26 protein-coding genes and 2 tRNA genes are annotated in these 22924 nt (G+C 61.7%); 9 read left to right on the forward strand and 19 right to left on the reverse strand.

The annotated features are described in order from the left end of the window. Position 1: 1 nt before the first annotated feature. The 3 genes from HU736_RS16780 to HU736_RS16790 form a co-directional block, all read right to left on the reverse strand. Complete coding sequence (locus HU736_RS16780; RefSeq protein WP_103435299.1) at positions 2 to 220, reverse strand: DUF3079 domain-containing protein; 219 nt, start codon at positions 218 to 220, stop codon at positions 2 to 4. Positions 221 to 363: 143 nt separating this feature from the next. After that, complete coding sequence (locus HU736_RS16785) at positions 364 to 648, reverse strand: DUF3077 domain-containing protein (protein ID WP_186700513.1); 285 nt, start codon at positions 646 to 648, stop codon at positions 364 to 366. 1 nt (position 649) lies between these two features. After that, positions 650 to 919 (reverse strand): hypothetical protein, encoded by a 270-nt coding sequence (locus HU736_RS16790; protein WP_103435297.1) that lies wholly within the window; start codon positions 917 to 919, stop codon positions 650 to 652. A gap of 530 nt (positions 920 to 1449) precedes the next feature. On the opposite strand from HU736_RS16790, the gene HU736_RS16795 reads away from it, so the two are divergent. After that, positions 1450 to 1641 (forward strand): type II toxin-antitoxin system HicA family toxin, encoded by a 192-nt coding sequence (locus HU736_RS16795; protein ID WP_186700512.1) that lies wholly within the window; start codon positions 1450 to 1452, stop codon positions 1639 to 1641. A 15-nt stretch (positions 1642 to 1656) separates the two neighbouring features. Next, positions 1657 to 2064: a type II toxin-antitoxin system HicB family antitoxin gene (locus HU736_RS16800; protein ID WP_186700511.1), complete on the forward strand. Its 408-nt coding sequence runs from the start codon at positions 1657 to 1659 to the stop codon at positions 2062 to 2064. 253 nt (positions 2065 to 2317) lie between these two features. Here the strand turns inward: HU736_RS16800 and HU736_RS16805 are convergent. From HU736_RS16805 to HU736_RS16835, 7 genes are all read right to left on the reverse strand, one after another. Further along, positions 2318 to 2393, reverse strand: a tRNA-Thr gene (locus HU736_RS16805). A 97-nt stretch (positions 2394 to 2490) separates the two neighbouring features. Further along, positions 2491 to 2739: a hypothetical protein gene (locus HU736_RS16810; RefSeq protein WP_371411557.1), complete on the reverse strand. Its 249-nt coding sequence runs from the start codon at positions 2737 to 2739 to the stop codon at positions 2491 to 2493. A 302-nt stretch (positions 2740 to 3041) separates the two neighbouring features. Next, entirely contained in the window at positions 3042 to 4241 is a 1200-nt protein-coding gene (locus HU736_RS16815) for a methyltransferase (RefSeq protein WP_186700510.1), read from the reverse strand. Positions 4242 to 4248: 7 nt separating this feature from the next. Next, complete coding sequence (locus HU736_RS16820; protein ID WP_101322513.1) at positions 4249 to 4938, reverse strand: ABC transporter permease; 690 nt, start codon at positions 4936 to 4938, stop codon at positions 4249 to 4251. After that, complete coding sequence (locus HU736_RS16825; protein WP_103435289.1) at positions 4938 to 5630, reverse strand: ABC transporter permease; 693 nt, start codon at positions 5628 to 5630, stop codon at positions 4938 to 4940. Before HU736_RS16825 ends, HU736_RS16820 begins: the two co-directional genes overlap by 1 nt. A 55-nt stretch (positions 5631 to 5685) precedes the next feature. Continuing rightward, entirely contained in the window at positions 5686 to 6441 is a 756-nt protein-coding gene (locus HU736_RS16830; RefSeq protein ID WP_186700509.1) for an ABC transporter substrate-binding protein, read from the reverse strand. Between the two features lie 11 nt (positions 6442 to 6452). Continuing rightward, positions 6453 to 7226, reverse strand: a complete 774-nt coding sequence (locus HU736_RS16835) for an ABC transporter ATP-binding protein (protein ID WP_103435287.1) — start codon at positions 7224 to 7226, stop codon at positions 6453 to 6455. Positions 7227 to 7829: 603 nt separating this feature from the next. On the opposite strand from HU736_RS16835, the gene gabP reads away from it, so the two are divergent. Continuing rightward, positions 7830 to 9227, forward strand: coding sequence for a GABA permease (gene gabP / locus HU736_RS16840; protein ID WP_186700508.1), 1398 nt, complete (start codon positions 7830 to 7832; stop codon positions 9225 to 9227). A 102-nt stretch (positions 9228 to 9329) separates the two neighbouring features. On the opposite strand, the gene HU736_RS16845 is transcribed toward gabP, so the two are convergent. The 7 genes from HU736_RS16845 to HU736_RS16875 form a co-directional block, all read right to left on the reverse strand. Beyond that, complete coding sequence (locus HU736_RS16845) at positions 9330 to 9773, reverse strand: hypothetical protein (protein WP_101322508.1); 444 nt, start codon at positions 9771 to 9773, stop codon at positions 9330 to 9332. An 81-nt stretch (positions 9774 to 9854) separates the two neighbouring features. Then, on the reverse strand, positions 9855 to 10874 hold the full coding sequence (ppk2, locus tag HU736_RS16850; protein ID WP_103435285.1) for a polyphosphate kinase 2: 1020 nt from the start codon (positions 10872 to 10874) through the stop codon (positions 9855 to 9857). A 144-nt stretch (positions 10875 to 11018) separates the two neighbouring features. After that, positions 11019 to 11480, reverse strand: coding sequence for a DUF4234 domain-containing protein (locus HU736_RS16855; RefSeq protein ID WP_157831768.1), 462 nt, complete (start codon positions 11478 to 11480; stop codon positions 11019 to 11021). Between the two features lie 213 nt (positions 11481 to 11693). Further along, positions 11694 to 11769 (reverse strand) — tRNA-Phe (locus HU736_RS16860). Positions 11770 to 11860: 91 nt separating this feature from the next. Continuing rightward, positions 11861 to 12133: an oxidative damage protection protein gene (locus tag HU736_RS16865; RefSeq protein WP_101322505.1), complete on the reverse strand. Its 273-nt coding sequence runs from the start codon at positions 12131 to 12133 to the stop codon at positions 11861 to 11863. Beyond that, on the reverse strand, positions 12130 to 13197 hold the full coding sequence (gene mutY, locus HU736_RS16870; protein ID WP_103435284.1) for an A/G-specific adenine glycosylase: 1068 nt from the start codon (positions 13195 to 13197) through the stop codon (positions 12130 to 12132). Before mutY ends, HU736_RS16865 begins: the two co-directional genes overlap by 4 nt. Then, positions 13194 to 15440 carry an AsmA family protein gene (locus HU736_RS16875; protein ID WP_186700507.1) on the reverse strand — a complete coding sequence of 749 codons (2247 nt, stop codon included), beginning with the start codon at positions 15438 to 15440 and terminating at the stop codon, positions 13194 to 13196. Before HU736_RS16875 ends, mutY begins: the two co-directional genes overlap by 4 nt. Positions 15441 to 15819: 379 nt before the next feature. Here HU736_RS16875 and HU736_RS16880 point away from each other — a divergent pair, with 379 nt between their 5' ends. The 6 genes from HU736_RS16880 to hisF all read left to right on the forward strand — a co-directional run bounded on the left by HU736_RS16880 (position 15820) and on the right by hisF (position 20723). Next, positions 15820 to 17475 carry an OFA family MFS transporter gene (locus HU736_RS16880; protein ID WP_101322502.1) on the forward strand — a complete coding sequence of 552 codons (1656 nt, stop codon included), beginning with the start codon at positions 15820 to 15822 and terminating at the stop codon, positions 17473 to 17475. Positions 17476 to 17683: 208 nt separating this feature from the next. Next, complete coding sequence (hisB, locus tag HU736_RS16885; protein ID WP_101323128.1) at positions 17684 to 18277, forward strand: imidazoleglycerol-phosphate dehydratase HisB; 594 nt, start codon at positions 17684 to 17686, stop codon at positions 18275 to 18277. After that, complete coding sequence (gene hisH, locus HU736_RS16890; RefSeq protein WP_186700506.1) at positions 18278 to 18916, forward strand: imidazole glycerol phosphate synthase subunit HisH; 639 nt, start codon at positions 18278 to 18280, stop codon at positions 18914 to 18916. Beyond that, complete coding sequence (locus HU736_RS16895; protein WP_101322500.1) at positions 18917 to 19177, forward strand: DUF2164 domain-containing protein; 261 nt, start codon at positions 18917 to 18919, stop codon at positions 19175 to 19177. A 27-nt stretch (positions 19178 to 19204) separates the two neighbouring features. Further along, positions 19205 to 19942: a 1-(5-phosphoribosyl)-5-[(5-phosphoribosylamino)methylideneamino]imidazole-4-carboxamide isomerase gene (hisA, locus tag HU736_RS16900; protein ID WP_101322499.1), complete on the forward strand. Its 738-nt coding sequence runs from the start codon at positions 19205 to 19207 to the stop codon at positions 19940 to 19942. A gap of 10 nt (positions 19943 to 19952) precedes the next feature. Continuing rightward, positions 19953 to 20723 carry an imidazole glycerol phosphate synthase subunit HisF gene (gene hisF, locus HU736_RS16905; RefSeq protein WP_101322498.1) on the forward strand — a complete coding sequence of 257 codons (771 nt, stop codon included), beginning with the start codon at positions 19953 to 19955 and terminating at the stop codon, positions 20721 to 20723. 156 nt (positions 20724 to 20879) lie between these two features. Here the strand turns inward: hisF and choV are convergent, their stop codons facing one another. Further along, entirely contained in the window at positions 20880 to 22058 is a 1179-nt protein-coding gene (choV, locus tag HU736_RS16910) for a choline ABC transporter ATP-binding protein (protein ID WP_103435281.1), read from the reverse strand. After that, positions 22055 to 22903, reverse strand: a complete 849-nt coding sequence (choW, locus tag HU736_RS16915; RefSeq protein ID WP_178080849.1) for a choline ABC transporter permease subunit — start codon at positions 22901 to 22903, stop codon at positions 22055 to 22057. Before choW ends, choV begins: the two co-directional genes overlap by 4 nt. Positions 22904 to 22924 lie beyond the last annotated feature (21 nt).

The raw sequence follows: 22924 nt of genomic DNA on the forward strand, positions 1-22924 counted from the left end.
GTCAGATACTTGAATTTTGCGGCAGGTTCTCACCGCTGTGAACGTCCGTCTCTCGCGACCACGCTTCATGCTCGTACCAATCCTCACCAAACAACTCAGCGGGATGCATCGTCCGATCGGCACCATTTCCGCAGGCCAGCGCCTTGGCCGGGCAGTACAGGTCGCATCCCCAGCAAATGCGTTCGGGATGGCTCGGGTTGAGGGGGAATTTCTTGGCCATGCAGCGCCCTCGTTGTAGCAGTCATTGCGCTTAGGTTACTGCTGCCGTGAGTGCGGATTTTGATCGGCATCAACTTGATGCTGCTTACCCTGTGCCTCGTTTAGCTGCGCAGTGTGAGGGCCGCCGAGCGACCCCAGCTGCGCCTATGGCGTTGTGCGTTGAGCTCGGTTTCGCGCGATCTCGATGTCGTCCATGATCGCCTTGGCGAAGGTGCTCAGGTAATCCGCTGCGCCGAGCAGCTTGTGGTCATTCTCCATATCGCCCTCGCGGACCAGATGCTTGATGTAGCCGAGTAGCACTGACACATGCTCATAGGCGTGCTCGAACGGCACTCCGGGCATGACTTGAAATATATGAGAGGACTCCTCTCCTGACTCGAAGAACGTCTCGACACCGGCGGTGACGTTGGTTTTTGGATCGGCGCTCATCTCAGCACTCCTCCGGCTTTGTTGGCAGGCAGGTCACCGCATAATCGATCAATACGCGTGAGGCGTCGGCAGTGTGAGCAGCGTTTGCGAGCATGTTCAGCCCGGCGTGGTAAGGGTGGACGCGACGGTGTTGTTCAATGGTTTCGGCTACGCCGCGCAGCAATTCGCTGGCGTGGGCGAGGATTTCAGAGGTCGTGACGTTTGGGTGGAGGCTGAAGGAGGGCAGTTGGGTGAAGTCTTGGCGGGGTGGGTCGGGGACGAGTTTCTTCATGGTGGATCTCCGTGTTTACACAGGGACTGTCACCACCTCCCTTCTCACGGGGTGGGTGGCAGTCGTACGCGGAGTGAGAAACCGGTAAACATGGAAAAACCCGGCCAGACCGAAGTCTGCCCACGTACGACCGCCATTGATTGGCCGCTAACATGTTTACAAGGTTCTCACACCTTGGTCGCGCAAATGACGACCCAGGGACGGTACCCCTGGGGCATTTCCCCGACAACATGGAAGCTTCCGCAAGCGGCGTAGGATAGTTCCGAAGAGAGCTTGGCTGAAGTATTTGGTTGCAGGTTGGGAAATTTCCTACCTGATAGTCGCAGGTGAAATCTGCGTCTTGAAGCAGGCAGTCAGACGCATACGGCTATCCACAGTCATGCAAGATTCCGTATCACATCGAGCGCTGCATACATTTCCCTGCCGACCTAGTCTTGGGCAACCGCCTGCCGCCTAATGGTGGGTATAGTGTTGATTGAAAATGCGTTGGTGGTTATAGTCTCTACCGGCGCATCGGCCAAGGAAAGGTCATGCAGAGCCGCGAACTGATATCGGTAATCGAAGCGGATGGTTGGTACCTGGTGCGCACGCGCGGCAGCCATCACCACTTCAAGCATCCTCACAAACCAGGGCTGGTCACCGTCCCGCACCCGAAGAAGGATCTGCTGCCCAAAACCGCGGCCAGCATCCTCAGGCAAGCGCGGATCGGCTACGTCAGCTAACCACGGAGAACGCCCATGCTGTTCCCAATCGCAATTCTCCCCGGCGACGACACCCATGCCTGGGGTGTGGAAGTGCCGGATATCCCCGGCTGCTACTCGGCTGGAGATGACCTCGACGACGCCATGGCAATGGCTCGCGAAGCTATTGAAGGTCATCTTGAGCTGCTTGCTCAGGATCAACAGGAGATTCCCAAGGCCAGCAAGGTGACTGTGCATGCTGCCAATCCAGATTATCTCGGTTGTACCTGGGCATTGATCGAGATTGATATCACCCGCTATCTGGGCAAGGCGGAGAAGCTCAACATCACTTTGCCGGCGTACTTGCTGAGCCGGATCGACGCTTTTGTGAAAAATCATCCGGAGCACAAAAGCCGGTCGGGCTTTTTGGCGGAAGCTGCGTTGAAGGTTCTTCAGGGCGATTGAGGCGGCGTGGGTTTTCGATGAAGGGAATGCGCCCGGAGTCGGCGGCGGTTGCGGAGACTGGGATTGGCGGGTATTGGGGTTTGGGGCGGGATTGCTGGGGCCGCTTTGCGGCCCTTTCGCGACACAAGGCCGCTCCTACGCCGATCGCGTTCAGCCGGGATTAGATGGCGTAACCTGACCTCATATCTGCGGCCGCTTGGGCTGATGCCAGAAACGAAAAAACCCGCCAGAAGGCGGGTTTTTCGTGTGTGTATGGTGCCGGCACCAGGAATCGAACCCGGGACCTACTGATTACAAGTCAGTTGCTCTACCATCTGAGCTATACCGGCACAGGGGCGCATTATAGCTATCCGAGCAGCCGTGTAAACCACTTCCGTGCAATCAATGCAAAAACCCGTAACTCACCGGCCTGAAAGGAGAAATTTCCTACCAGCCGCGGTGGATAGTGTTTATGCCTGGCTCGGCCTTGGCGGGGTTGAAAAATAGCTTGTCGTTGTCGCAGCCGCGTTTGCGGCAGGGCTGTGCGACGTGCAGCGGCAGGCCGCGGTCGCCGCCGAGTTGCATGGCGGGGGTGTCCCAGCCCAGGGCTTTGTCGGGGGCGTGGCTGGTGGTGTTGGTGCAGCCGGTTACGGCCAGGGCGAAGCTGAGCAGGGCGGTGGATTTGATCGGGATCACGATGTCGAAGTCCGTTCGGTGACAGTCTTTATTGCGGGCAATTGTAACTCAGTAGGCGCGGGCGAAGGCGGGTGGCCATCACGCTTTCGGACAATTCTGAAAATGCTTATGCACAAGCGGCATGCCAGGATTGCCGTGCGGGCATACCGTTGGTCGTAACCGCCGGTCTTTGCGCAAAGTGCTGTTTTTGCTGGGCTTGAAGGTTTAAGCGAATAAGCAGACGGCCCTAAATAGCCAGTTGGATCCACAAATCTGCCAACTTCATCAAAAGCTTGTGCACAGACTTATCCACAGGTTGCTCATCACTCGCGCTCGGCCAAAAGTAGCAAATTGCGGGGTGTAAGGAGGTAGTCGCAGAACAGTCCAAGGCGCACGTTGTAGCCCTGTTCCTGCATGTACAGCGCTCGATCGAGCACCAGCCATAACTCCAGCGGGCGGCGGAACAGGTTGCGTACGCGCTCCAGGTTGCGCACCTGGGCGAGGCGTTGCCAGCCGGCGGCTTCGAGTGCCTCCCAGTCGGGGTTGCCGGTGAGGTGCAGCTGTTTGAGCGCGGCGAGGTCCTGGCAGTACGCGGCGAAGGTCTTGTCCAGCCAGCTGACCGGCAGCGATGGCGTCGGCAGGTAGCTGTCGTTCTGGCGTTGTTCGCGTTGCAGCAGATCGAAGCCTAGGCGGCGGGCCATCGAGGCATCGCGCTGGCGGCGGACGCGGGCGCCGGCGGTGACGGTTTCGCTCAGGGGCAGGCCGAGGTCGTCGAGGTCGAGCTGCAGAGTCGAGGCGCGGGCGTGGCTGGACAGGGCCTGATAGGCGCTAGCCTGGATGCGGTTGTAGCAGCAGGGCGCCAACGCGATGTGTTGGCAGCCTTGGCTGGCGGCTAACTGCAGCAGGCGCACGTGCAGATCGCCGCAGGCGTGCAGGGCGACCACGCTTTTGCTTTGGTCGAGGCAGCGGGCGCTGTCGGCGGCCATGACGTCTTGTAGCAGGTGCTGGGCGGGCAGCTTGTGGTGGTCGCTGAGGGCCTGGCCGGCAGCGACCAGTTCGGGGTTGTATTCAAGGCAGGTCAGTTGCTGGCCGGGCTGCAGCAGGCGGCGGCCGAGATGCCCTTTCCCGGCGCACCAGTCGAGCCAGTGCTGGGTCTGCTGACGAAAGCCGAGGCGGCGGCTGAAGGCTTCGATCTGCTGCCACTTGCGCCCGGGCACGTTGACGTCGAGGCGGTGGCCGGCGGGCGGTAAGCCTGCGTCGGGCAACTCATCCAGGGCGGTCAGTTGCTGAGCCTGGGCGGCCAGCTGTGGATAAGGTGCGGGTGGCAGGTTTGGGTCGAGGTTGGCTTCGGCGTCTTCGAGGGTGCACTGGCGCAGCCAGCTGGCCATTTCTGGGTGCTGCTGTTCCCAGCCCAGCTGCAAGGCGGTGAAGGGCCTGGGCTTCCACAGCGCTTGATGCTCGACCAGAAACTGGTCGAGGGCGTGGAAGCGGGCGTGTAGCTGGTCGGTTTCGAGGATGGCCAAGGGCGCCTTAGCGCCCTTGGCAGGCGTCCACCCGCAACCAGCGCTCCAGCAGCTTGAAGCCTTGCACCAGCAGGAACGAGATGACCAGGTAGAACAAACCGGCCGCGAAGAAGATCTCCACCGGCAGGTAGGTGCGGGCGATGATCGTGCGGGCCATGCCGGTCAGTTCGAGCAGGGTCACGGTGCTGGCCAGGGCGCTGGCCTTGAGCATCAGGATCACTTCGTTGCTGTAGGCCGGCAGGCCGATGCGCGAGGCGCGTGGCAGCATGATGTAGAACAGGGTTTTGCCGCGGGACATGCCCAGCGCCCGCGCTGCCTCGATTTCACCCTTGGGGATGGCCTGCAGCGCGCCACGCAGGATCTCGGCGATGTAGGCGGCGGTGTGCAGGGTCATGGTGAGCACGGTGCACCAGAACGGATCGCGCAGGTACGGCCACAGCACACTGTTGCGCACGGCTTCGAACTGGGCGAGGCCGTAATACACCAGAAACAGCTGTACCAGTAGCGGCGTGCCGCGGAAGAAGAAAATGTAGCCGTAGGGCAGGGCGCGCACGTACCAGTGGCGCGAGGCGCGGGCGACGCCCAGCGGGATCGCCAGGATCAGGCCGGCGATCACGGCGATGGCCACCAGCTCCAGGGTCAGGGTCGCGCCCTGGGCCAGGCGTGGCAGCCATTTGATGATGACTTCCCAGTTCATTATTCAGCCCTCACGAAGCCGCGAGCGGCGCGTTTTTCCAGGAAGTACATGCCGGTCATGGCGACTACGGTCAGGCTCAGGTAGATGCACGCGGCAACCATGTAGAAGGTGAACGGCTCCTTGCTCACGGTCACGGCGATCTGCGAGTGGCGCATGATTTCTTCAAGGCCGATCACCGACACCAGTGCGGTGTCCTTCATCAGGATCATGAACAGGTTGCCCAGGCCAGGCAAAGCAATGCGCCACATCTGCGGCAGGATGATCCGCGAGAGGATGCGGCCTTTGGACAGGCCCAGGGCCAGCCCGGCTTCGCGGTGGCCCTTGGGGATCGCCAGGATCGCGCCGCGGAATACTTCGGTAGCGTAGGCGCCAAAGCACAGGCCCAGCGCGATCACGCCGGCGGCAAATGCGCTCAGCTCAAGGCCGGGCATGTTCAGGGCGTCGCCGAGGCTGTTGACCAGGCCGACGGTGCCGAAATAGATCAGCAATACCCACAGCAGCTCGGGAATCCCGCGCACCAGGGTCGAATAGAAGCCGCCAAGCCATTGCAGTGGCTTGATGGCAGAAGTCTTGGCAAGGGCGCCGAGCAGGCCCAGGATCAGCCCCAGCAGCAAGGCGCAGAGCGCCAGTTTTACCGTCATCAGGGTGCCAGCCATCAAGGCCGGGCCGAATCCGTGCAGGTCAATATTCATTGATTAGGTGCGTTCTAGGGACCGACACGCCGCGAGGGCGTGCCGGTCGGGCGAATCATTCGATGCTGAACGGGAAGTACTTGTCGTTGATCTTCTTGTACGTACCGTCGGCTTTGATTTCTTTCAGGGCAGCGTTGAGCTGGTCACGCAGCTTGTCGTCACCCTTGCGCACGGCAATGCCGATCTTGTCGCTGTCCATCACCGGCTCGCCTTTGAACTCATAGGCTTTGCCGTCGTTGGATTTGAGCCACTCGTACTGCACGTACTTGTCGGCAAGGATGGCGTCGACGCGGCCCGAGATCAGGTCGAGGTAGGCGTTTTCCTGGGTGTCGTACAGTTTGATCTGCACGTCGTCACCGTAGTTGTCTTCCAGCCAGGTGCCGGCCAGGGTCGCGCGCTGGGTGCCGATGATCTTGCCCTTGAGCGAGGCCTTGTCGGTCTTGAAGTCTTTGTTCTTCGGCGCGATGAACTGCAGCTTGTTCGAGTAGTACGGGTCGGTGAATTCAACCGCTTGCTTGCGCTCGTCGGTGATCGACAGCGACGACACCAGGAAGTCGAACTTCTTCGCGTTCAGGGCGGGGATGATGCCGTCCCAGTCGGAAGTGACGACCGAGCAGTCGACTTTCATCTTGGCGCACAGGGCGTCGCCGATGTCTTTGTCGAAGCCGACCACGTTACCGCTGGCATCCTTGTTGTTGAACGGCGGGTAGGCCGCTTCGATACCCATGCGCAGTTTGTCTGCGGCCAGGGCATTGGCCGAGAACACCAAAGTGGCGGCAGCGGCCAGGAGAAACTTCTTGTAGGTCTGCATGTATTGCTCCGTTAGCGGTGGCTGGACATGAATTGCTTGCAACGCGCCGAGTTCGGGTTTTCGAAGACCTGCTGCGGCGTTCCTTGCTCTTCAACCAGGCCCTGGTGCAGGAAAACCACTTCACTGGACACCTGGCGGGCAAAGTTCATCTCGTGAGTTACCAGCAGCATGGTACGGCCTTCGTCGGCCAATGCGCGGATAACGTTAAGCACTTCCTGGACCATTTCCGGATCGAGTGCCGAAGTTGGCTCGTCGAACAGGATCACCTTGGGCTTCATGGCCAGGGTACGGGCAATGGCGGCACGCTGTTGCTGGCCACCGGAAAGCTGGGCGGGGTAGCTGTGGCGCTTGTCGAAGATACCGACTTTGTTCAGCAGCGCCTCGGCATGTTCAGTGGCTTCGGCCTTGCTCTGGCCAAGCACGCGGCGCGGCGCCTCGATGATGTTGTCGAGGATCGACATGTGCGGCCACAGGTTGAAATTCTGGAAGACGAAACCGATTTCGCTGCGCAGGCGGTTGATCTGGCGGTTGTCCGACGGGATCAGGTCGCCGTTCTTGGCGGCCTTGAGCTTGAGCTCTTCACCGGCTACGAGGATCTGCCCTTGATGCGGGTTTTCCAGCAGGTTGATGCAGCGCAGCAGGGTGGACTTGCCGGAACCGGACGATCCGAGGATCGAGATCACGTCACCATCGCGCGCGGTCAGGGAAATGCCCTTGAGAATTTCCTGGGTGCCGTAGCGCTTGTGCAGATTGCGGATTTCCAGCGCGGGCGTGGCCTGGGCCATGTGCGGTCCTCTTCGGTTCGGGTGCGTTCCCAGCTGTTGGCGGCCTTCCTGGCGAGCGCCACGCTAGCATAGCGGCTCATTGACAGCCAACGGGGTCGCAAGGGGCTCGGGTCGCTGGCGGGGCGGTTTGTCGCATCGTTGCAGTGCAACGTCGCGAGGATGTCCGCCGGCCTTGTGCCCAGCACCAGAGCCTTGATGAAAAAAGGCGCGATGGTGCCAGTTTTGCACCGCACTGGGAAGCCGTTTTTAGCCGTAGTGGTTACTGCCCTCTTTCTCGCTTGAAGGGAGGTTGCGCTGACGGTTGCACCTGAGCGCTTCGATTTTGTGCGCGGGTGTTACCAAGGAGCACCTTTGGTGCATTTGTAAGTGGGTATTTCAGTAATCTGCTCGGCACAGGCCGATTTAATGTGTATCCGATCAAGCCTTGGCCGAATGCCCTGCAGGCCCCGCCGTGATTGATATCGGGCCTGGCGCTGATGAGCCAAGCACGCAGATGGCGCGGTAATTGCCACAGGATATTTCCAGAATGCAGCGACGCCTACCTAAATCCCGGGTGCGCTGGCCAGTCATTCAGGTAGTCCACCTCCTTACAAAGGTAGTTTTATGAGCGGTAAGCACAATTCCAATGACCTCGCTCAGGGGCTCAAATCGCGTCACGTCACCATGTTGTCCATCGCCGGTGTGATCGGCGCGGGGCTGTTCGTTGGCTCCGGCCACGCCATTGCGGCGGCCGGCCCTGCTGTGCTGTTAGCCTACGCGGCTGCCGGTACCCTGGTGGTGCTGGTGATGCGTATGCTCGGCGAAATGGCGATCGCCTCGCCCGACACCGGTTCGTTCTCGACTTACGCTGATCGCTCGATCGGCCATTGGGCGGGCTTTACCATCGGCTGGCTGTACTGGTGGTTCTGGGTCCTGGTGATCCCGCTCGAAGCCAACGCCGCGGCCGCGATCCTCAATGCCTGGTTCCCGGCGGTTGATCTGTGGGCGTTCTCGCTGTTGATCACCCTGGCCCTGACCATCACCAACCTGTTCAGTGTAAAGAACTACGGCGAATTCGAGTTCTGGTTCGCCCTGCTCAAGGTGCTGGCGATCATCGGCTTCATCGTGGTCGGTTGTGCGGCCATGTTCGGCATGGTGCCGGGCAGCCAGGTCAGCGGCGTCAGCCACCTGTTCGACACCCAGGGCTTCATGCCAAACGGCCTCGGCGCAGTGCTGGCAGCCATGCTGACCACCATGTTCTCGTTCATGGGTACTGAAATCGTCACCATTGCCGCCGCTGAATCGAAAGACCCGGGCAAACAGATCAGCAAGGCCACCAACTCAGTGATCTGGCGGATCTGCCTGTTCTACCTGGTGTCGATCTTCCTGGTCGTGGCCCTGGTGCCGTGGAACGACCCAGCCCTGGCGGCCACCGGTTCGTACCAGACCGTGCTGAGCATGATCGGCGTGCCGAATGCCAAGCTGATTGTCGACATCGTCGTACTGATCGCCGTGACCAGCTGCCTCAACTCGGCGCTGTACACCTCCTCGCGCATGCTGTTCTCGCTGAGCAAGCGTGGCGATGCGCCGGCCGTTGCCCAGCGCACCACCAGGGCGGGTACGCCGCATTGGGCAGTGCTGCTGTCGACCGCTGCAGCGTTCCTCTGCGTATTTGCCAACTTCGTCGCGCCAGCGCAGGTGTTCGAGTTCCTGCTGGCCAGCTCCGGCGCCATTGCCTTGCTGGTGTATCTGGTGATTGCCGTGTCGCAACTGCGCATGCGCAGCCAGCGTGAAGCCCGCGGCGAGAAGATCGAGTTCAAAATGTGGCTGTTCCCTGGCCTGACTTGGGTGACCATCGCCTTTATCGTCGCCGTGCTGGTGGTGATGGCGATTCGTCCAGACCACCGCATCGAGATCATCGCCACCGCGCTGCTGAGCCTGGCTGTGGTCGCTGCCGGCCTGCTGGTGCAGCGCAAGCGCAAGGCCGCCGTGGCAGCTGGGCGGGTTGTGCTGAGTAACTGATCTGCCGGCTCGTTGAGCTGAATGCAAAAAGGCCGCGCTCTGGATCAGGGCGCGGCCCTTTCGCGACACAAGGCCGCTCTTACAGGGGACGCTGAGGCAGAGTTAGCCGAACTGCTTCTGTTGCAGCTGCTGCTTGGCTACCACTTCAGAGGCCGCTACGTAGGCTTCCTGGAACTCGTCGCTCTCCAGCCAGGCCATGGTGGTTTCTTCGTCGGCGCCGTCCAGCCAGGTGCGGTAGGCGGTGAACACCAGCACGATGTAGTCGGTGGCGTGCTCTTCCTTGTGGCCTTTGAGCACCAGGGTCAGCAACGGGTCGACCAGGAACACCGCGATCATCGCTACCAGGCCGGTTTCCTGGGCGGCTTTCATCTTGCTGAACAGCTCGCTGTAGCTGTCCGACTCCAGCGCCTTGTTGAAGATCTGCTCGACGCTGGCGCTGTCACCGGCGCTCGCCTTGACTGCTTGGCCGCTGCGCACCATGCGGTTTTGCTTGGCTTTGCTGGCGGCGCGCTTGGCGCGTTTTTGCTGCTTGGTGTTGGAAGCCATGGGGCCTGAAATCCTTGGAGGGGCAAAAGTGCGCGTATTGAATCGCACTTGCCCGACAAACCCAAGAGGCACGCGTCGCGATCAGGCGGTCGGCGCCTCATCTTCTTCAAAGCCACGCGATGCCCGGCCGACCAGCAGCGGGTCGGGCGCATGGGCCACGCGCAGGTCCTTGCCGGGGTACTCCAGCGAATGCAGGAAGTGGCGGATGCAGTTGATCCGCGCGCGCTTCTTGTCATCCGACTTGATCACCGTCCACGGCGCATCGCCGGTGTCGGTATGGAAGAACATCGCCTCTTTGGCGCCGGTGTAGTCGTCCCATTTGTCCAGCGACTTGATGTCGATCGGCGACAGCTTCCAGTGCTTGAGCGGGTCGTCCCGGCGCGAGACGAAGCGGCGCAGCTGCTCTTCGCGGTTGACCGAGAACCAGTACTTGAACAGCAGGATGCCGCTGTTGGTGAGCATCCGCTCAAGGTCTGGCGCCTGGCGCATGAACTCCAGGTATTGCATCGGGGTGCAGAAGTCCATCACCCGCTCGACCCCGGCGCGGTTGTACCAGGAGCGGTCGAAGAAGACCATTTCCCCGGCGGTCGGCAGGTGCTGGATGTAACGCTGGAAATACCACTGGCCCTGTTCCTGCTCGGATGGCTTCTCCAGCGCTACGATGCGCGCGCCACGCGGGTTCAGATGCTCCATGAAGCGTTTGATGGTGCCACCCTTGCCGGCCGCGTCACGGCCCTCGAACAGCACCACAATGCGCTGGCCGGTGTCCTTGGCCCAGCTCTGCACCTTGAGCAGCTCGATCTGTAGCTCGGTCTTGGCCTTCTCGTATTCGTTGCGGCGCAGCCGGGTGCGGTACGGATAGCTCGCGGGCAGACGTGCCGAAGTGCTGTCCTCGTTGCTGCCTTTGCGTGCGGTAGCCACCTGCAGCGCGGCGGGCTGCTGGCTGATGCTGAGGATCGCCGGCTCGGCGCTGACCTTGGCGGCCGGCTTGCGCTGGCGTGGGCGACGGCTGCGCGGGGCTGGTGTGGCGCTTGCGCTGAGGGTGGCGCTGGTGTCGGCAGCAGGGGCGGGGGAGAGAAGCGGGGTGGATTCGTCGCTCATGGAAATCCTTGCGGGTCGGTTCGAGTGTCCACCGATCATGCTAAGGATATTGCGCAAATGGCTTGTTGATACTGGTCAACGACGCGTGCGTTGCGCCACGGCTGCCAGGCGGCCGGGCGCAGCGGATACGCTGTTACTGGCTGGTCAAGGCTGCATGGCCTGGCTGTATACGGGCTGCTGGCGTTGGTCAGTCTCGCCCAACTCGTTGATGCAGTAGTTGATGTAGTACAGGTTGAGCACGAAGGTGTTGAAGCCGTTCATGCGGAAGTGGATCTGGTTGTTGGCGTGGGCGAAGGCCAGCAGTATGCGTCGGGCATTGAATGCCCAGACGATTTGCAGCACAAGGGCAGCAATGCTCAGCAAGCCGGCTGCAATTTCCAAGGCCAGTTGCTCATCGTTGATGAACAGGCCGCTCAGGCCCGTGCAGACAAACATCCAGATAATGTAGGTCTCACTGCACGCCTCTTGGCCGGTGGCTTCACGCAGGTGCTGATTGGTCTTGTACAGCCACAGCAGCAGGTACAGGCCGCCGGTGGCCATGGTCAGCAGCACCATGTGCAGCGTCTTGCGGTTGACCTTGTTCATGAGTTCGCTTGGGGATGTCATAGCGCTTCCGATTTTCGAGTGTGAAAAACGGGCTGAGGCATTGCGTGTCTTGGGAGGCAGTCCATGCTCAACCATCGTCCTTGGGGGCTATCTGCTCAGGGAGGGCAGATGCGGCGCGGATGATAGCACGGGGCCACACATGCTCTGCGGCCTGCTGATTAAATCCCAGGCATAAAAAAACCCTGAATCTTTCGATTCAGGGTTTTAGTGTTTTGGTGCCCAGAGACGGAGTCGAACCGCCGACACGAGGATTTTCAATCCTCTGCTCTACCGACTGAGCTATCTGGGCAACGGGGCGCATTAAAAGACTTTTTCAGGTTTGCGTCAACGACTTTTTGAAAATTTTTTAAATTAATTCCGTCGCTTACGCTTTTACGGGGTCATTCGCTCGGCGGAACGTAGCCTTCGGCCTTGGCGTAGTCCTCGCCGGAGAAGTACTTGTCCATCTCCACCTGGAGGAATTTGCGGTCCTCGGCGTTCATCATGTTCAGGCGCTTCTCGTTGATCAGCAGGGTCTGATGCTTGAGCCAATCACCCCAGGCCTGCTGGGAGATGTTATCGAAGATGTCCTGGCCCTTGGCACCCGGGTACGGTGGGCGCTCGAGGCCGGGCAGTTCCTGGTGGTATTTGCGGCAGTTCACGGTGCGGGTCATTGCGGCTCTCCTGCAATCAATTCGTCGGCCGCGCGTTTCAGCAGCTTCTTGACCGGGGCGGCGAGGCCCAGGCGCGGCGGGGTGGCGAGGTTATACCAGAGCCAGTCAGGCTCGGCCACGTGCGTGCCCAGTGGGTCGACGCGCACCAGCCAGGGCTCGATGGCCAACTGGAAATGGCTGAAGGTATGGGTAAGGCCGTCCAGCGCCTGTGTGCCGTTCAGGCGCAGGCCGTGCTGATAGGCAAGGTCATCGAGCTGCTCGAGGTCATCCAGCTCAGGCAGGCTCCACAAACCGCCCCACAGGCCGCTAGACGGGCGCCGGTAGAGCAGGATGGCGCCCTCGCGGTTGGCCAGCATCGGCATCAGCGTGCGCCGCTGTGGCAGCGCCTTGCGTGGCTTGGGCTCGGGGTAGTGGGTTTCCTGGCCGAGCAGGTGCGCTTCGCAGCCGCGCTGCAGCGGGCAGATCAGGCATTTGGGCTTGCTGCGGGTACACAGGGTGGCGCCAAGGTCCATCATCGCCTGGGTGTAGTGGTTGGCCCGGGCTTGTGGGGTGTAGCGCTCGGCGGTCGCCCACAAGGCGTTGGCAACCTTGGGTTCGCCCGGATAACCGCCCTGAGCGGTGAAACGGGCCAGCACGCGCTTGACGTTGCCGTCGAGGATCGGCGCGCGGATACCCATGCTGATGCTGGCGATCGCGCCGGCTGTGGAGCGGCCAATGCCGGGCAGCTCGGTGAGCTGCTCGACACTACGCGGGAACTCCCCCCCATGTTGGCTGACGACGATCTGCGCGGCCTTCTGCAGGTTGCGGGCGCGGGTGTAGTAACCGAGCCCGGTCCACAGGTGCAGCACTTCGTCTTCCGGCGCTTCGGCCAGCGCCTGCACGGTGGGCAGGGCCTGCATGAAGCGGTCGAAGTAGCTCAGCACGGTGCTGACCTGGGTCTGCTGCAGCATGATTTCCGAGACCCATACCCGGTACGGATTGATGCCTTGCTGCCAGGGCAGGTCGTGGCGGCCGTGCTGGTCATACCAGGCCAGCACGGCGCCGGAGAATTGCTCGGGGCTCATCGTTTGAACAGCCCCTTGAGCGCGTCTTTGAGTTCCGGGCTGACCTTGTCGCCCAGCTTCTCATCGAGTTTCTCGTCGATCTTGTCCTTGAGGCGGTTGCCGGCCAGCTTGGCGGCGACCTTGCCCAGGCCGTCCTGATCCAGGCGGCAGGCTTTGGCACCCAGTTCCAACGGGCCACGGCAGCGCAGTGGCAGCTCGACGCCGACAAAGCGCTCGTTGACCTGGCAGGCAGGGTCCGGCATGGCGCGCTGGTCACCTTCGATCACCACGCCAACGCGGTAGTCCATGCCGAGCACGCGCAGGTCCAGATCGCCCTGGCCGTTGACCGTCAGGCCGGGGATGCGCGCTTTCAGGTCAGGGTTGCTGGCCACGCCGTTACGCACTACCAGGCTGCCGCGCAGCTCTTCGAATGGAGTGTCCTTGCCACGCGGGTCGCCGCTCAACTGTTTGCGGTTGAGGGTGGCGATGGCCTGGCACAGCTGCTGCTCAAGGTTGGCATTGACCAGCACACCATCGTTGATGGTGAAGTTGGCGTTGCCGTTGAGGGTGTCGATCAGCGCTTTCTGACTGTTGCCGCTGGCGGTGAGGTCGCTGCTCAGGGTCAGCAGGCCTTTGACTGGCGGCGCCTGTTCCGGGTTGTCGGACTTGATGAAGTGCTCGACCGGGACCCGGTTGATCTTGGTGTTGATGCCGATCTGCGGCACGGCCGGGCGTACATCGACGCTGCCCGTTGCTTCAAAGGTGCCGTTATACAACTCGCCGCGCAGGCTTTGCAGAGCAATCAAACCGCCCTGGCCGCTGGCCTTGAGTTGGGCATCGCTGATCGGCAGTTTGTCCAGGGTCAGTGCGCCAAAGCTCAGGTCGGCTTGCAGGTCGAGGGCACGCAGGCGGTCGACCGGCAGCAGTTTGTCGGTGCTCCAGGCAACCTGGGTCGGTGCGTTTGGCAGTGGCGAGCTGCCGGCACCGGCAACGGCGGTTGCTTCCTGCTGTTGGACCTCGGCCTGACGCGCCGCCTTGGCGCCCTTGGCCTGCTCGCTTTTGGCCGGGAAGTAGCGATCGGCGTCGAACTTGTCGCCTTTGAGCTGAATGCGCAGGGCTTGCTTGGCGAAGTCTTCAATAGCTACGCGACCACTGAAGCTGCTGTCATCCAGTTTCACTGCCAGGCCTTCCAGAGCCAGGCTGGTCGGGCTGGCGCTGAGCCGGCTGACCAGTTCCAGTTTGCTGAAGGCGGCCGGGTCGGCAGTGGCTGGCAATGGCTGGCCAATGCTGTCGAGGAAGGTGCGCAGGTCGAACTGGGCGATGGAGATACCGCCGCCGGCCAGCGGCGTCTTGTCCAACTCGCGCACGTTCAGCTCACCCAGTGCACGCAACTGGTTGGCGGAAACCTTCAGGCCATTCCAGGACGCGACATTGGCAGCCATGTCGACCAGCAATTGGCCCTGAGCAGCAAAGGTCATGGTCTTGCCGGCAAACGGCTCGCCCGAGGCTTCGCCGGACAGGCGCATGTCTTCGAGGTTGTAGCGCTTGAGCTTGCGATCAAAGCGCAGTTCGCCGGCCAGTTCGCTGCGCACCTTGATGTTCGGCTGCGCGGCGCTGATGAAGGCGCTGGCCTTGAGCGGGATGTTCGCCCCTTCGTGGACCGCGCCGGTGCTCAGCTGGATGCTCTCGGCGGTCAGGCTCTGGCCAGTCTTGGCATCGGTGTACTGCACGCGGGCGTTGTTCACGGTCAGGCTGTCGATATCCAGCTTGACCGAGCGCTCGCTGGCGCTTTCTTCACTGTCCTTCGGTTCGCTCGGCGCCGGCGCAGGCTGGCCAGGCGTGGTGCTGGCCTGGGTCGGCAGTGGTTTGCCGATGTCCTGCCAGTTGCCGTGGCCGTTTTCGTCACGCATCAGGCTCAGGTTGAGCCCCTCGACGCGTACGTCGCTCATCTGCACTTCACGGCGCAGCAATGGCAGCACGCGCACCGACAGGCCGAGCATCTGCAGGTCTGCAAACGGTTCGGTGGGTTTGTTCAGGGTGGCGATGCTGGCTTCATGCAGCTCCAGGCCCAGCCACGGGAACAGGCTCCAGCCAATGTCACCGTTGAGGGTCAGCTCGACATGAGCCTTGTCCCGTGCCAGCTGGCGAATCTCGTCTTTATAGTCGTTGGGATCGAAGAGGTGGGTCAGGGCAAAGCCCAGTGCCACGATGATCAGCAGCAACCCGAGAAGCCCCAGCCCCAGGATTTTGCCGAACGCTTTCATGGGCGAGTCCTTGTAGTCCGAAATGAAAATTCAAGCGCCAGAGTATAGCGCCGTGGCTGGTTAGCCTGAGTACCCGCCGGTAGATATAGGTTATTTCCTACCTAAGTATCGGTTTCGCCGGGTTGCGCAGCCTGGTTCTACTCAGGCTGATCAGTTTCTGACCGCCAGCTACTCTACAGTTCAGCTGGCTTGCGCAGGTGGCAAAAAAATAACGATGTCAGATTGCTTCCATTGAGCGTTTCAGCTGGTTAACCTTGCGCCGCTTTCGCCGCATTACGCGACCGATTGTCGCGGATGCCGTGAATATCCGACCACAGCGTGCGTGCAGCCAACTCGGCCGAAGAGCCGAGGGCAACGTCTACTTATAAGAGGAAACACCATGAGCAGCAGTACTGCGGGAGAAGCGGCGCGCGCGCCGGGCTTCCTGTCCAAGGAGCGCATCATTGCCCGGCCGGGCTTCAACCGTTGGCTGGTGCCCCCAGCAGCGCTGGCAATCCATCTGTGCATCGGCATGGCGTATGGTTTCTCGGTGTTCTGGCTGCCGTTGTCGCAAGCTATCGGCATCACCGCACCGGTTGCCTGTTCGGCGGACATGGGCTTCATCGCGCGGATGTTCAGCGCCGAGTGTGACTGGCCGATCTCGATGCTGAGCTGGATCTACACGCTGTTCTTCGTCTTCCTCGGCTGCTCGGCTGCCGTGCTCGGCGGCTGGCTGGAACACGCCGGCCCACGCAAGGCTGGCCTGGTTTCGGCGCTGTGCTGGTGCGGTGGCCTGCTGATCTCGGCGATCGGCATCAAGACCCACCAGCTGTGGCTGATGTGGCTCGGCTCGGGGGTGATCGGTGGTATCGGTCTGGGCCTGGGCTATATCTCGCCAGTCTCGACCCTGATCAAGTGGTTCCCGGACAAGCGCGGCATGGCTACCGGCATGGCGATCATGGGCTTTGGCGGCGGCGCGATGGTCGGTGCGCCTTTGGCCACTGCGCTAATGGGCCATTTCGGCAGCTCGGTTGAAGTCGGTGTATGGCAGAGCTTTGTGGTCATGGCGGCGATCTACTTCGTGTTCATGACGGCTGGCGCCTTGACCTACCGCGTACCGCCAACCGGCTGGAAGCCTGAGGGCTGGACGCCGCCGGCGAAAAAAGCCAACGCGATGGTCACCGATCGTCACGTGCATGTCAGCGTTGCCTGGAAAACCCCGCAGTTCGCGCTGGTCTGGCTGGTGCTGTGCCTGAACGTTTCGGCCGGTATCGGCATCCTCGGCATGGCTTCGCCACTGCTGCAGGAAGTGTTCGCCGGCAAGCTGATCGGCAACGAGCTGAGCTTCAGCGAGCTGAACAGCGCGCAACTGGCGCAGATCGCGGCAATCGCCGCCGGCTTCACCGGCCTGCTCAGCCTGTTCAACATTGGCGGGCGGTTCTTCTGGGCTTCGTTCTCCGACTATATCGGCCGCAAGAACACCTACTTTGCCTTCTTCGCCCTCGGCGTTGGCCTCTACAGCCTGGTGCCGAACATGGGCCATCTGGGCAACGTGGCGCTGTTCGTGGCGGCGTTCTGCATCATCCTGTCGATGTACGGCGGTGGTTTTGCGACGGTGCCGGCTTACCTGGCTGACCTGTTCGGTACGCAAATGGTCGGTGCGATCCATGGTCGCCTGCTGACCGCCTGGGCTGCTGCCGGCGTGCTCGGCCCGGTGCTGATCACCTACCTGCGCGAGTCGCAGCTGGCGGCCGGGGTTGCCCGTGCGGCGGCCTACGACATGACCTTGTACATCCTCGCCGGTCTGCTGGTGCTGGGCTTTATCTGCAACGCCCTGGTGCGTCCAGTAGCCGACAAGTACTTCATGACCGATGCCGAGCTTGCGGCCGAGCGCGCGCTGAGCCACGACAAAGGCGTCGACAACGCCCGTTCGCTGGAGTGGCACGCCGCGCCGGGTAGCCTGCCGCTGGTGCTGCTGGCCTGGGCCGTGGTGGTGATTCCGCTGGCGTGGGGTATCTGGATTACCCTGCAGAAGACTGCCGTACTGTTCCACTGACAACCGCGCTGGCTGGCTTGCATGCCAGCCAAACCGGGCCAAACGCGGGTAAATTCGCTGTCGCAGGGGGCTTATAGCCCTGGTGCCAGCGGGTTTACCCGCGTTTGCATTGCCCCGGCGAGTTGCCATATGTCATCCGCGTTTCAAGCTGACGCGTTCTAGGCCTATAATGTCGACCTTTTCGCCCAATGATTTTGCGGAGCTGGTGATGGTCGAACGTAAGGCTTCCGTCGAGCGCAATACCCTGGAAACCCAGGTGAAGGCCTCGATCAACCTCGATGGCAGTGGCAAGGCCCGATTCGATATCGGCGTGCCCTTCCTTGAACACATGCTCGACCAGATCGCCCGGCACGGGCTGATCGATCTGGACATCGAATGCAAGGGCGACCTGCATATCGATGATCACCACACCGTCGAAGACGTCGGCATCACCCTCGGCCAGGCGTTTGCCAAGGCCGTTGGCGACAAAAAAGGCATCTATCGTTACGGTCACGCCTATGTGCCGCTCGATGAAGCCTTGTCGCGTGTGGTCATCGACTTCTCCGGCCGCCCAGGCCTGTCGATGCACGTGCCCTACACCCGGGCTTCGGTTGGTGGCTTCGATGTCGACCTGTTCCAGGAGTTCTTCCAGGGCTTCGTCAACCATGCGCTGGTCACCCTGCACATCGATAACCTGCGCGGGCACAACACCCACCACCAGATCGAGACCGTGTTCAAAGCCTTCGGCCGTGCCCTGCGCATGGCGGTCGAGCAGGACGAGCGCATGGCCGGGCAAATGCCGTCGACCAAGGGATGCCTGTAAATGCAGACCGTAGCCGTAATCGACTATGGCATGGGCAACCTGCACTCGGTGGCCAAGGCGCTTGAGCATGTAGGCGCCGGCAAGGTGCTGGTCACCAGCGACGCTGCGGTGATCCGCGAGGCCGATCGCGTGGTGTTCCCCGGTGTAGGCGCTATTCGCGACTGCATGGCCGAGATTCGCCGGCTGGGCTTTGACAGCCTGGTCCGTGAAGTCAGCCAGGACCGGCCGTTTCTCGGCATCTGTGTCGGCATGCAAGCGCTGCTCGATCACAGCGAAGAAAACGACGGCGTCGATTGCATCGGCTTGTTCCCCGGCCAGGTGCGCTTCTTCGGCAAGGACCTGGAAGAGCAGGGCGAGCACCTCAAGGTGCCGCACATGGGCTGGAACGAAGTCAGCCATGCCATCGAGCACCCGCTCTGGCATGACATTCCCGACCGTGCCCGCTTCTACTTCGTGCACAGCTACTACATCAATGCCGGCAAGCCTGGCCAGGTAGTCGGTCGCGGCCACTACGGCGTCGACTTCGCTGCTGCGCTGGCCGAAGGCTCGCGCTTTGCCGTGCAGTTCCACCCGGAGAAGAGCCATACCCATGGCCTGCAGTTGCTGCAGAACTTCGCCGCCTGGGATGGCCGCTGGTAAATGAGCAAGTCGCGGACCAAACCACCGATCCTGACCCTCGCCCCCGAACAGGAGCGCGAGGCCCTGGACAAGCTCAAGCGCTTTCTTGAAGACCGCTTCGAGCTTGAGCTGGGGTCGTTCGAGGTGGCCGAGGTCCTCGACCTGTTTTCCCGAGAAGTGGCTCCGTATTACTACAACAGGGCGATTGCCGATGTTCAGCTGCACCTCAAGGAGCGGTTCGAGAGCATCGAAAGCGACCTGTGGGCGCTCGAGAAGCCCTGAACCCCAACGATTAGACAGGTTGCCAAGATGCTGATTATTCCCGCTATCGATCTCAAGGACGGTGCTTGCGTGCGCCTGCGTCAGGGCCGCATGGAAGACTCCACGGTGTTCTCCGATGACCCGGTGAGCATGGCCGCCAAATGGGTCGAGGGTGGCTGCCGCCGCCTGCACCTGGTTGACCTCAACGGCGCCTTCGAAGGCCAGCCGGTCAACGGCGAAGTGGTTACTGCCATCGCCAAACGCTACCCGCAACTGCCGATCCAGATCGGCGGCGGTATCCGTTCGCTGGAAACCATCGAGCACTACATCAAGGCCGGCGTCAGCTATGTGATCATCGGCACCAAGGCGGTCAAGCAGCCTGAGTTCGTCGCCGAAGCGTGCAAGGCGTTTCCGGGCAAGGTCATCGTTGGCCTGGACGCCAAGGACGGTTTCGTCGCCACCGACGGCTGGGCTGAAGTCAGCTCGGTGCAGGTGATCGACCTGGCCAAGCGTTTCGAGGCTGATGGCGTGTCGGCAATCGTCTACACCGACATCGCCAAGGACGGCATGATGCAGGGCTGCAACGTGCCCTTCACCAAAGCCCTGGCCGAAGCCACGCGCATCCCGGTGATCGCCTCGGGCGGCATCCACAACCTGGGTGACATTCGTGCCCTGCTCGACGCCAAGGCGCCGGGCATCGTCGGTGCCATCACTGGCCGGGCGATCTACGAGGGTACCCTGGACGTCGCCGAGGCCCAGGCCTTCTGCGACACCTACCAAGGCTGAGGAGCAACCCATGGCACTGGCCAAGCGCATCATCCCTTGCCTGGACGTGGACAACGGCCGGGTGGTCAAGGGCGTCAAGTTCGAGAACATCCGCGATGCCGGTGACCCGGTAGAAATCGCCCGTCGTTACGATGAGCAGGGCGCCGACGAGATTACCTTTCTCGACATCACCGCCAGCGTCGATGGCCGTGACACGACCTTGCATACCGTCGAGCGCATGGCCAGCCAGGTGTTCATCCCGCTGACCGTGGGCGGTGGCGTGCGCACCGTGCAGGATATTCGCAACCTGCTCAATGCTGGTGCCGACAAGGTCTCGATCAATACTGCGGCGGTGTTCAACCCCGAGTTCGTGGGCGAGGCTGCGCAGCGTTTCGGCTCGCAGTGCATCGTGGTCGCTATTGACGCGAAGAAGGTCTCTGGCCCGGGCGAAACCCCGCGCTGGGAGATTTTCACCCACGGCGGGCGCAAGCCGACCGGGCTCGATGCAGTCGAGTGGGCAAAGAAGATGGAAGGCCTGGGTGCCGGTGAGATTCTGCTGACCAGCATGGATCAGGACGGCATGAAAAACGGCTTTGATCTGGGCGTGACCCGGGCCATCAGCGATGCGCTGGGGATTCCGGTGATTGCCTCAGGTGGTGTGGGCAATCTGCAGCACCTGGCGGACGGCATTCTGGAAGGGCATGCCAGCGCGGTGCTGGCAGCGAGTATCTTCCACTTTGGCGAATACACCGTGCCGGAAGCCAAGGCTTACATGGCCGCGCGCGGTATCGTCGTTCGCTGAGCCATTGTATTGGGGCCGCTTTGCGGCCCTTCGCGGCGGTCCGGCGTCCCTGTAAACCCGCTCCCACAGGGTCACGGCGGCGCTGCAAAACCTGTGGGAGCGGGCTTGCCGGGACGCCGGACCGCCGCGAAGGGCTGCGAAGCAGCCCCATAGCAGTCAACCGTGGTTCTTGCCGAGCAACGCGTGATACAGCTCGGTATCGCCAAGAATCCCGACTACCTTGTCGTTATCCTGCAACACCAGCTTGTTGCCGGTCTGATAGCGAATCTGCAGCGCTTCGCGCATGCCGATATCGGCGTGCACCACGGTCGGGCGGCGGTCGAGCAACGCCACATCCTGCCCCGGCGCCCAGTTCTGCATGTCCATGCCGTTCTGGCCCTGGCGTGCGCGGGTCAACGAGTTGCCTTCGCCCAGGTCGAGCCAGGAATCGCCACTCGGGTCCAGACACACTGAGCCATTGACGCGCTTGCACTTGTCCAGGGTGCGCATCAGGCTGCGTCCGCACAGCACGTTGAGTGGGTTGGTGTGGGCAACGAAGGTGCGCACATATTCATCCGCTGGGTTCAGCACGATTTCTTCGGGCTTGCTGTACTGGATGATGCGGCCGTCTTTCATGATCGCGATGCGGCTGCCCAGCTTGAGCGCCTCGTCGAGGTCGTGGCTGACGAACACGATGGTCTTGTTCAGCTTGCTCTGCAGCGCCAGCAGCTCGTCCTGCAGGCCCTGGCGGATCAGCGGGTCGAGGGCCGAGAACGGTTCGTCCATCAGCAGAATGTCGGCATCCATGGCCAGGGCGCGGGCCAGGCCGACGCGCTGCTGCATGCCGCCAGAGAGCTCGTCAGGCTTTTTATTGCGCCATTGGGTCAGGCCGACCAGCTCAAGCTTCTCGTCCACCAGCTTGCGCCGGTCCTTCTCGGGGCGGCCTTGCATCTCCAGGCCAAAGCTGATGTTTTCCCGCACTGTCAGCCACGGCATCAGGGCGAACTTCTGGAACACCATGGCGATGCGCTTGGTGCGCATCATCTTCAGTTCGGCCGGGGTGCAGTGGGCGATGTCGATGTGCTTGCCTTCGTGCTCGACGAAAAGTTTGCCGCGGCTGACCGTGTTAAGGCCGTTGATGCAGCGCAGCAGGCTCGACTTGCCCGAACCGGACAAGCCCATCAGCACGCAGATTTCGCCTTTCTCGATATCCAGGTTGGCCTTTTCGACGCCAACCACCAGGCCGGTCTGCTTGAGGATCTGCTCGCGAGTCTGGCCCTGGTCGAGCAGCGACAGCGCCTCGCGCGGCTTGTTGGTGAAGATGACGTCGACGTCTTCGAATCGAATGATGCTCATGCCTCACTCCTTGCCGTAGCTTCAGGTTGCTTGCAGATACGGTCGAGCATGATTGCCAGCAGCACGATCGCCAGGCCTGCTTCGAAGCCCAGGGAGATATCAGCGGTGTTCAGTGCGTTGACCACAGGTTTGCCCAGGCCGTCAGCGCCGACCAGGGCGGCGATCACCACCATCGACAGCGACAGCATGATGCATTGGGTGACGCCAGCGGCAATGCTCGGCATTGCGTGCGGCAGTTCGATGCGCGTCAGCAGTTGCCGGCGCGAGCAGCCAAAGGCCTTGCCGGCATCGAGCAGCTCTTGCGGTACGTCGCAGATGCCCAGATAGGTCAGGCGAATCGGCGCGGCAATCGCAAACACCACGGTAGAGATCAGCCCCGGCACTACGCCGAGGCCGAACAGGGTCAGGGTTGGGATCAGGTAGACGAAGGTGGGTACCGTCTGCATCAGGTCGAGTACCGGGCGCAGGCCGGTGTAGAACATCGGTTTGTGCGCGGCAAGAATGCCCACCGGCACGCCGATGGCAACGCACACCACCGTGGCGAAGGTGACCTGGGCGAGGGTCTCCATGGTTTCCTGCCAGTAGCCCAGGTTGAGAATCAGCAGAAACGACAGTGCAACAAAGGCCGTCAGCGACCATTTGCGCTGGATCAAGTGCGCCAGCGCGGCGAACAGTGCGATCAGCACCAGTGGGTTGAACCAGGTCAGGGCGCTGGTCACCCCGTGAATCATGAACTCCAGGCCTTGAGCGATGGCATCGAAATAATCTGCGCCGTTCTGAGTCAGCCATTCGACGAACGACGCGATGTACTGCCCCAGAGGTATTTTCTGATCAATAAGCATGATAGCGAGCTTCCACCTGCATAG

Source organism: Pseudomonas shirazensis, assembly GCF_014268785.2.
In the GTDB taxonomy this organism is placed as follows: domain Bacteria; phylum Pseudomonadota; class Gammaproteobacteria; order Pseudomonadales; family Pseudomonadaceae; genus Aquipseudomonas; species Aquipseudomonas shirazensis.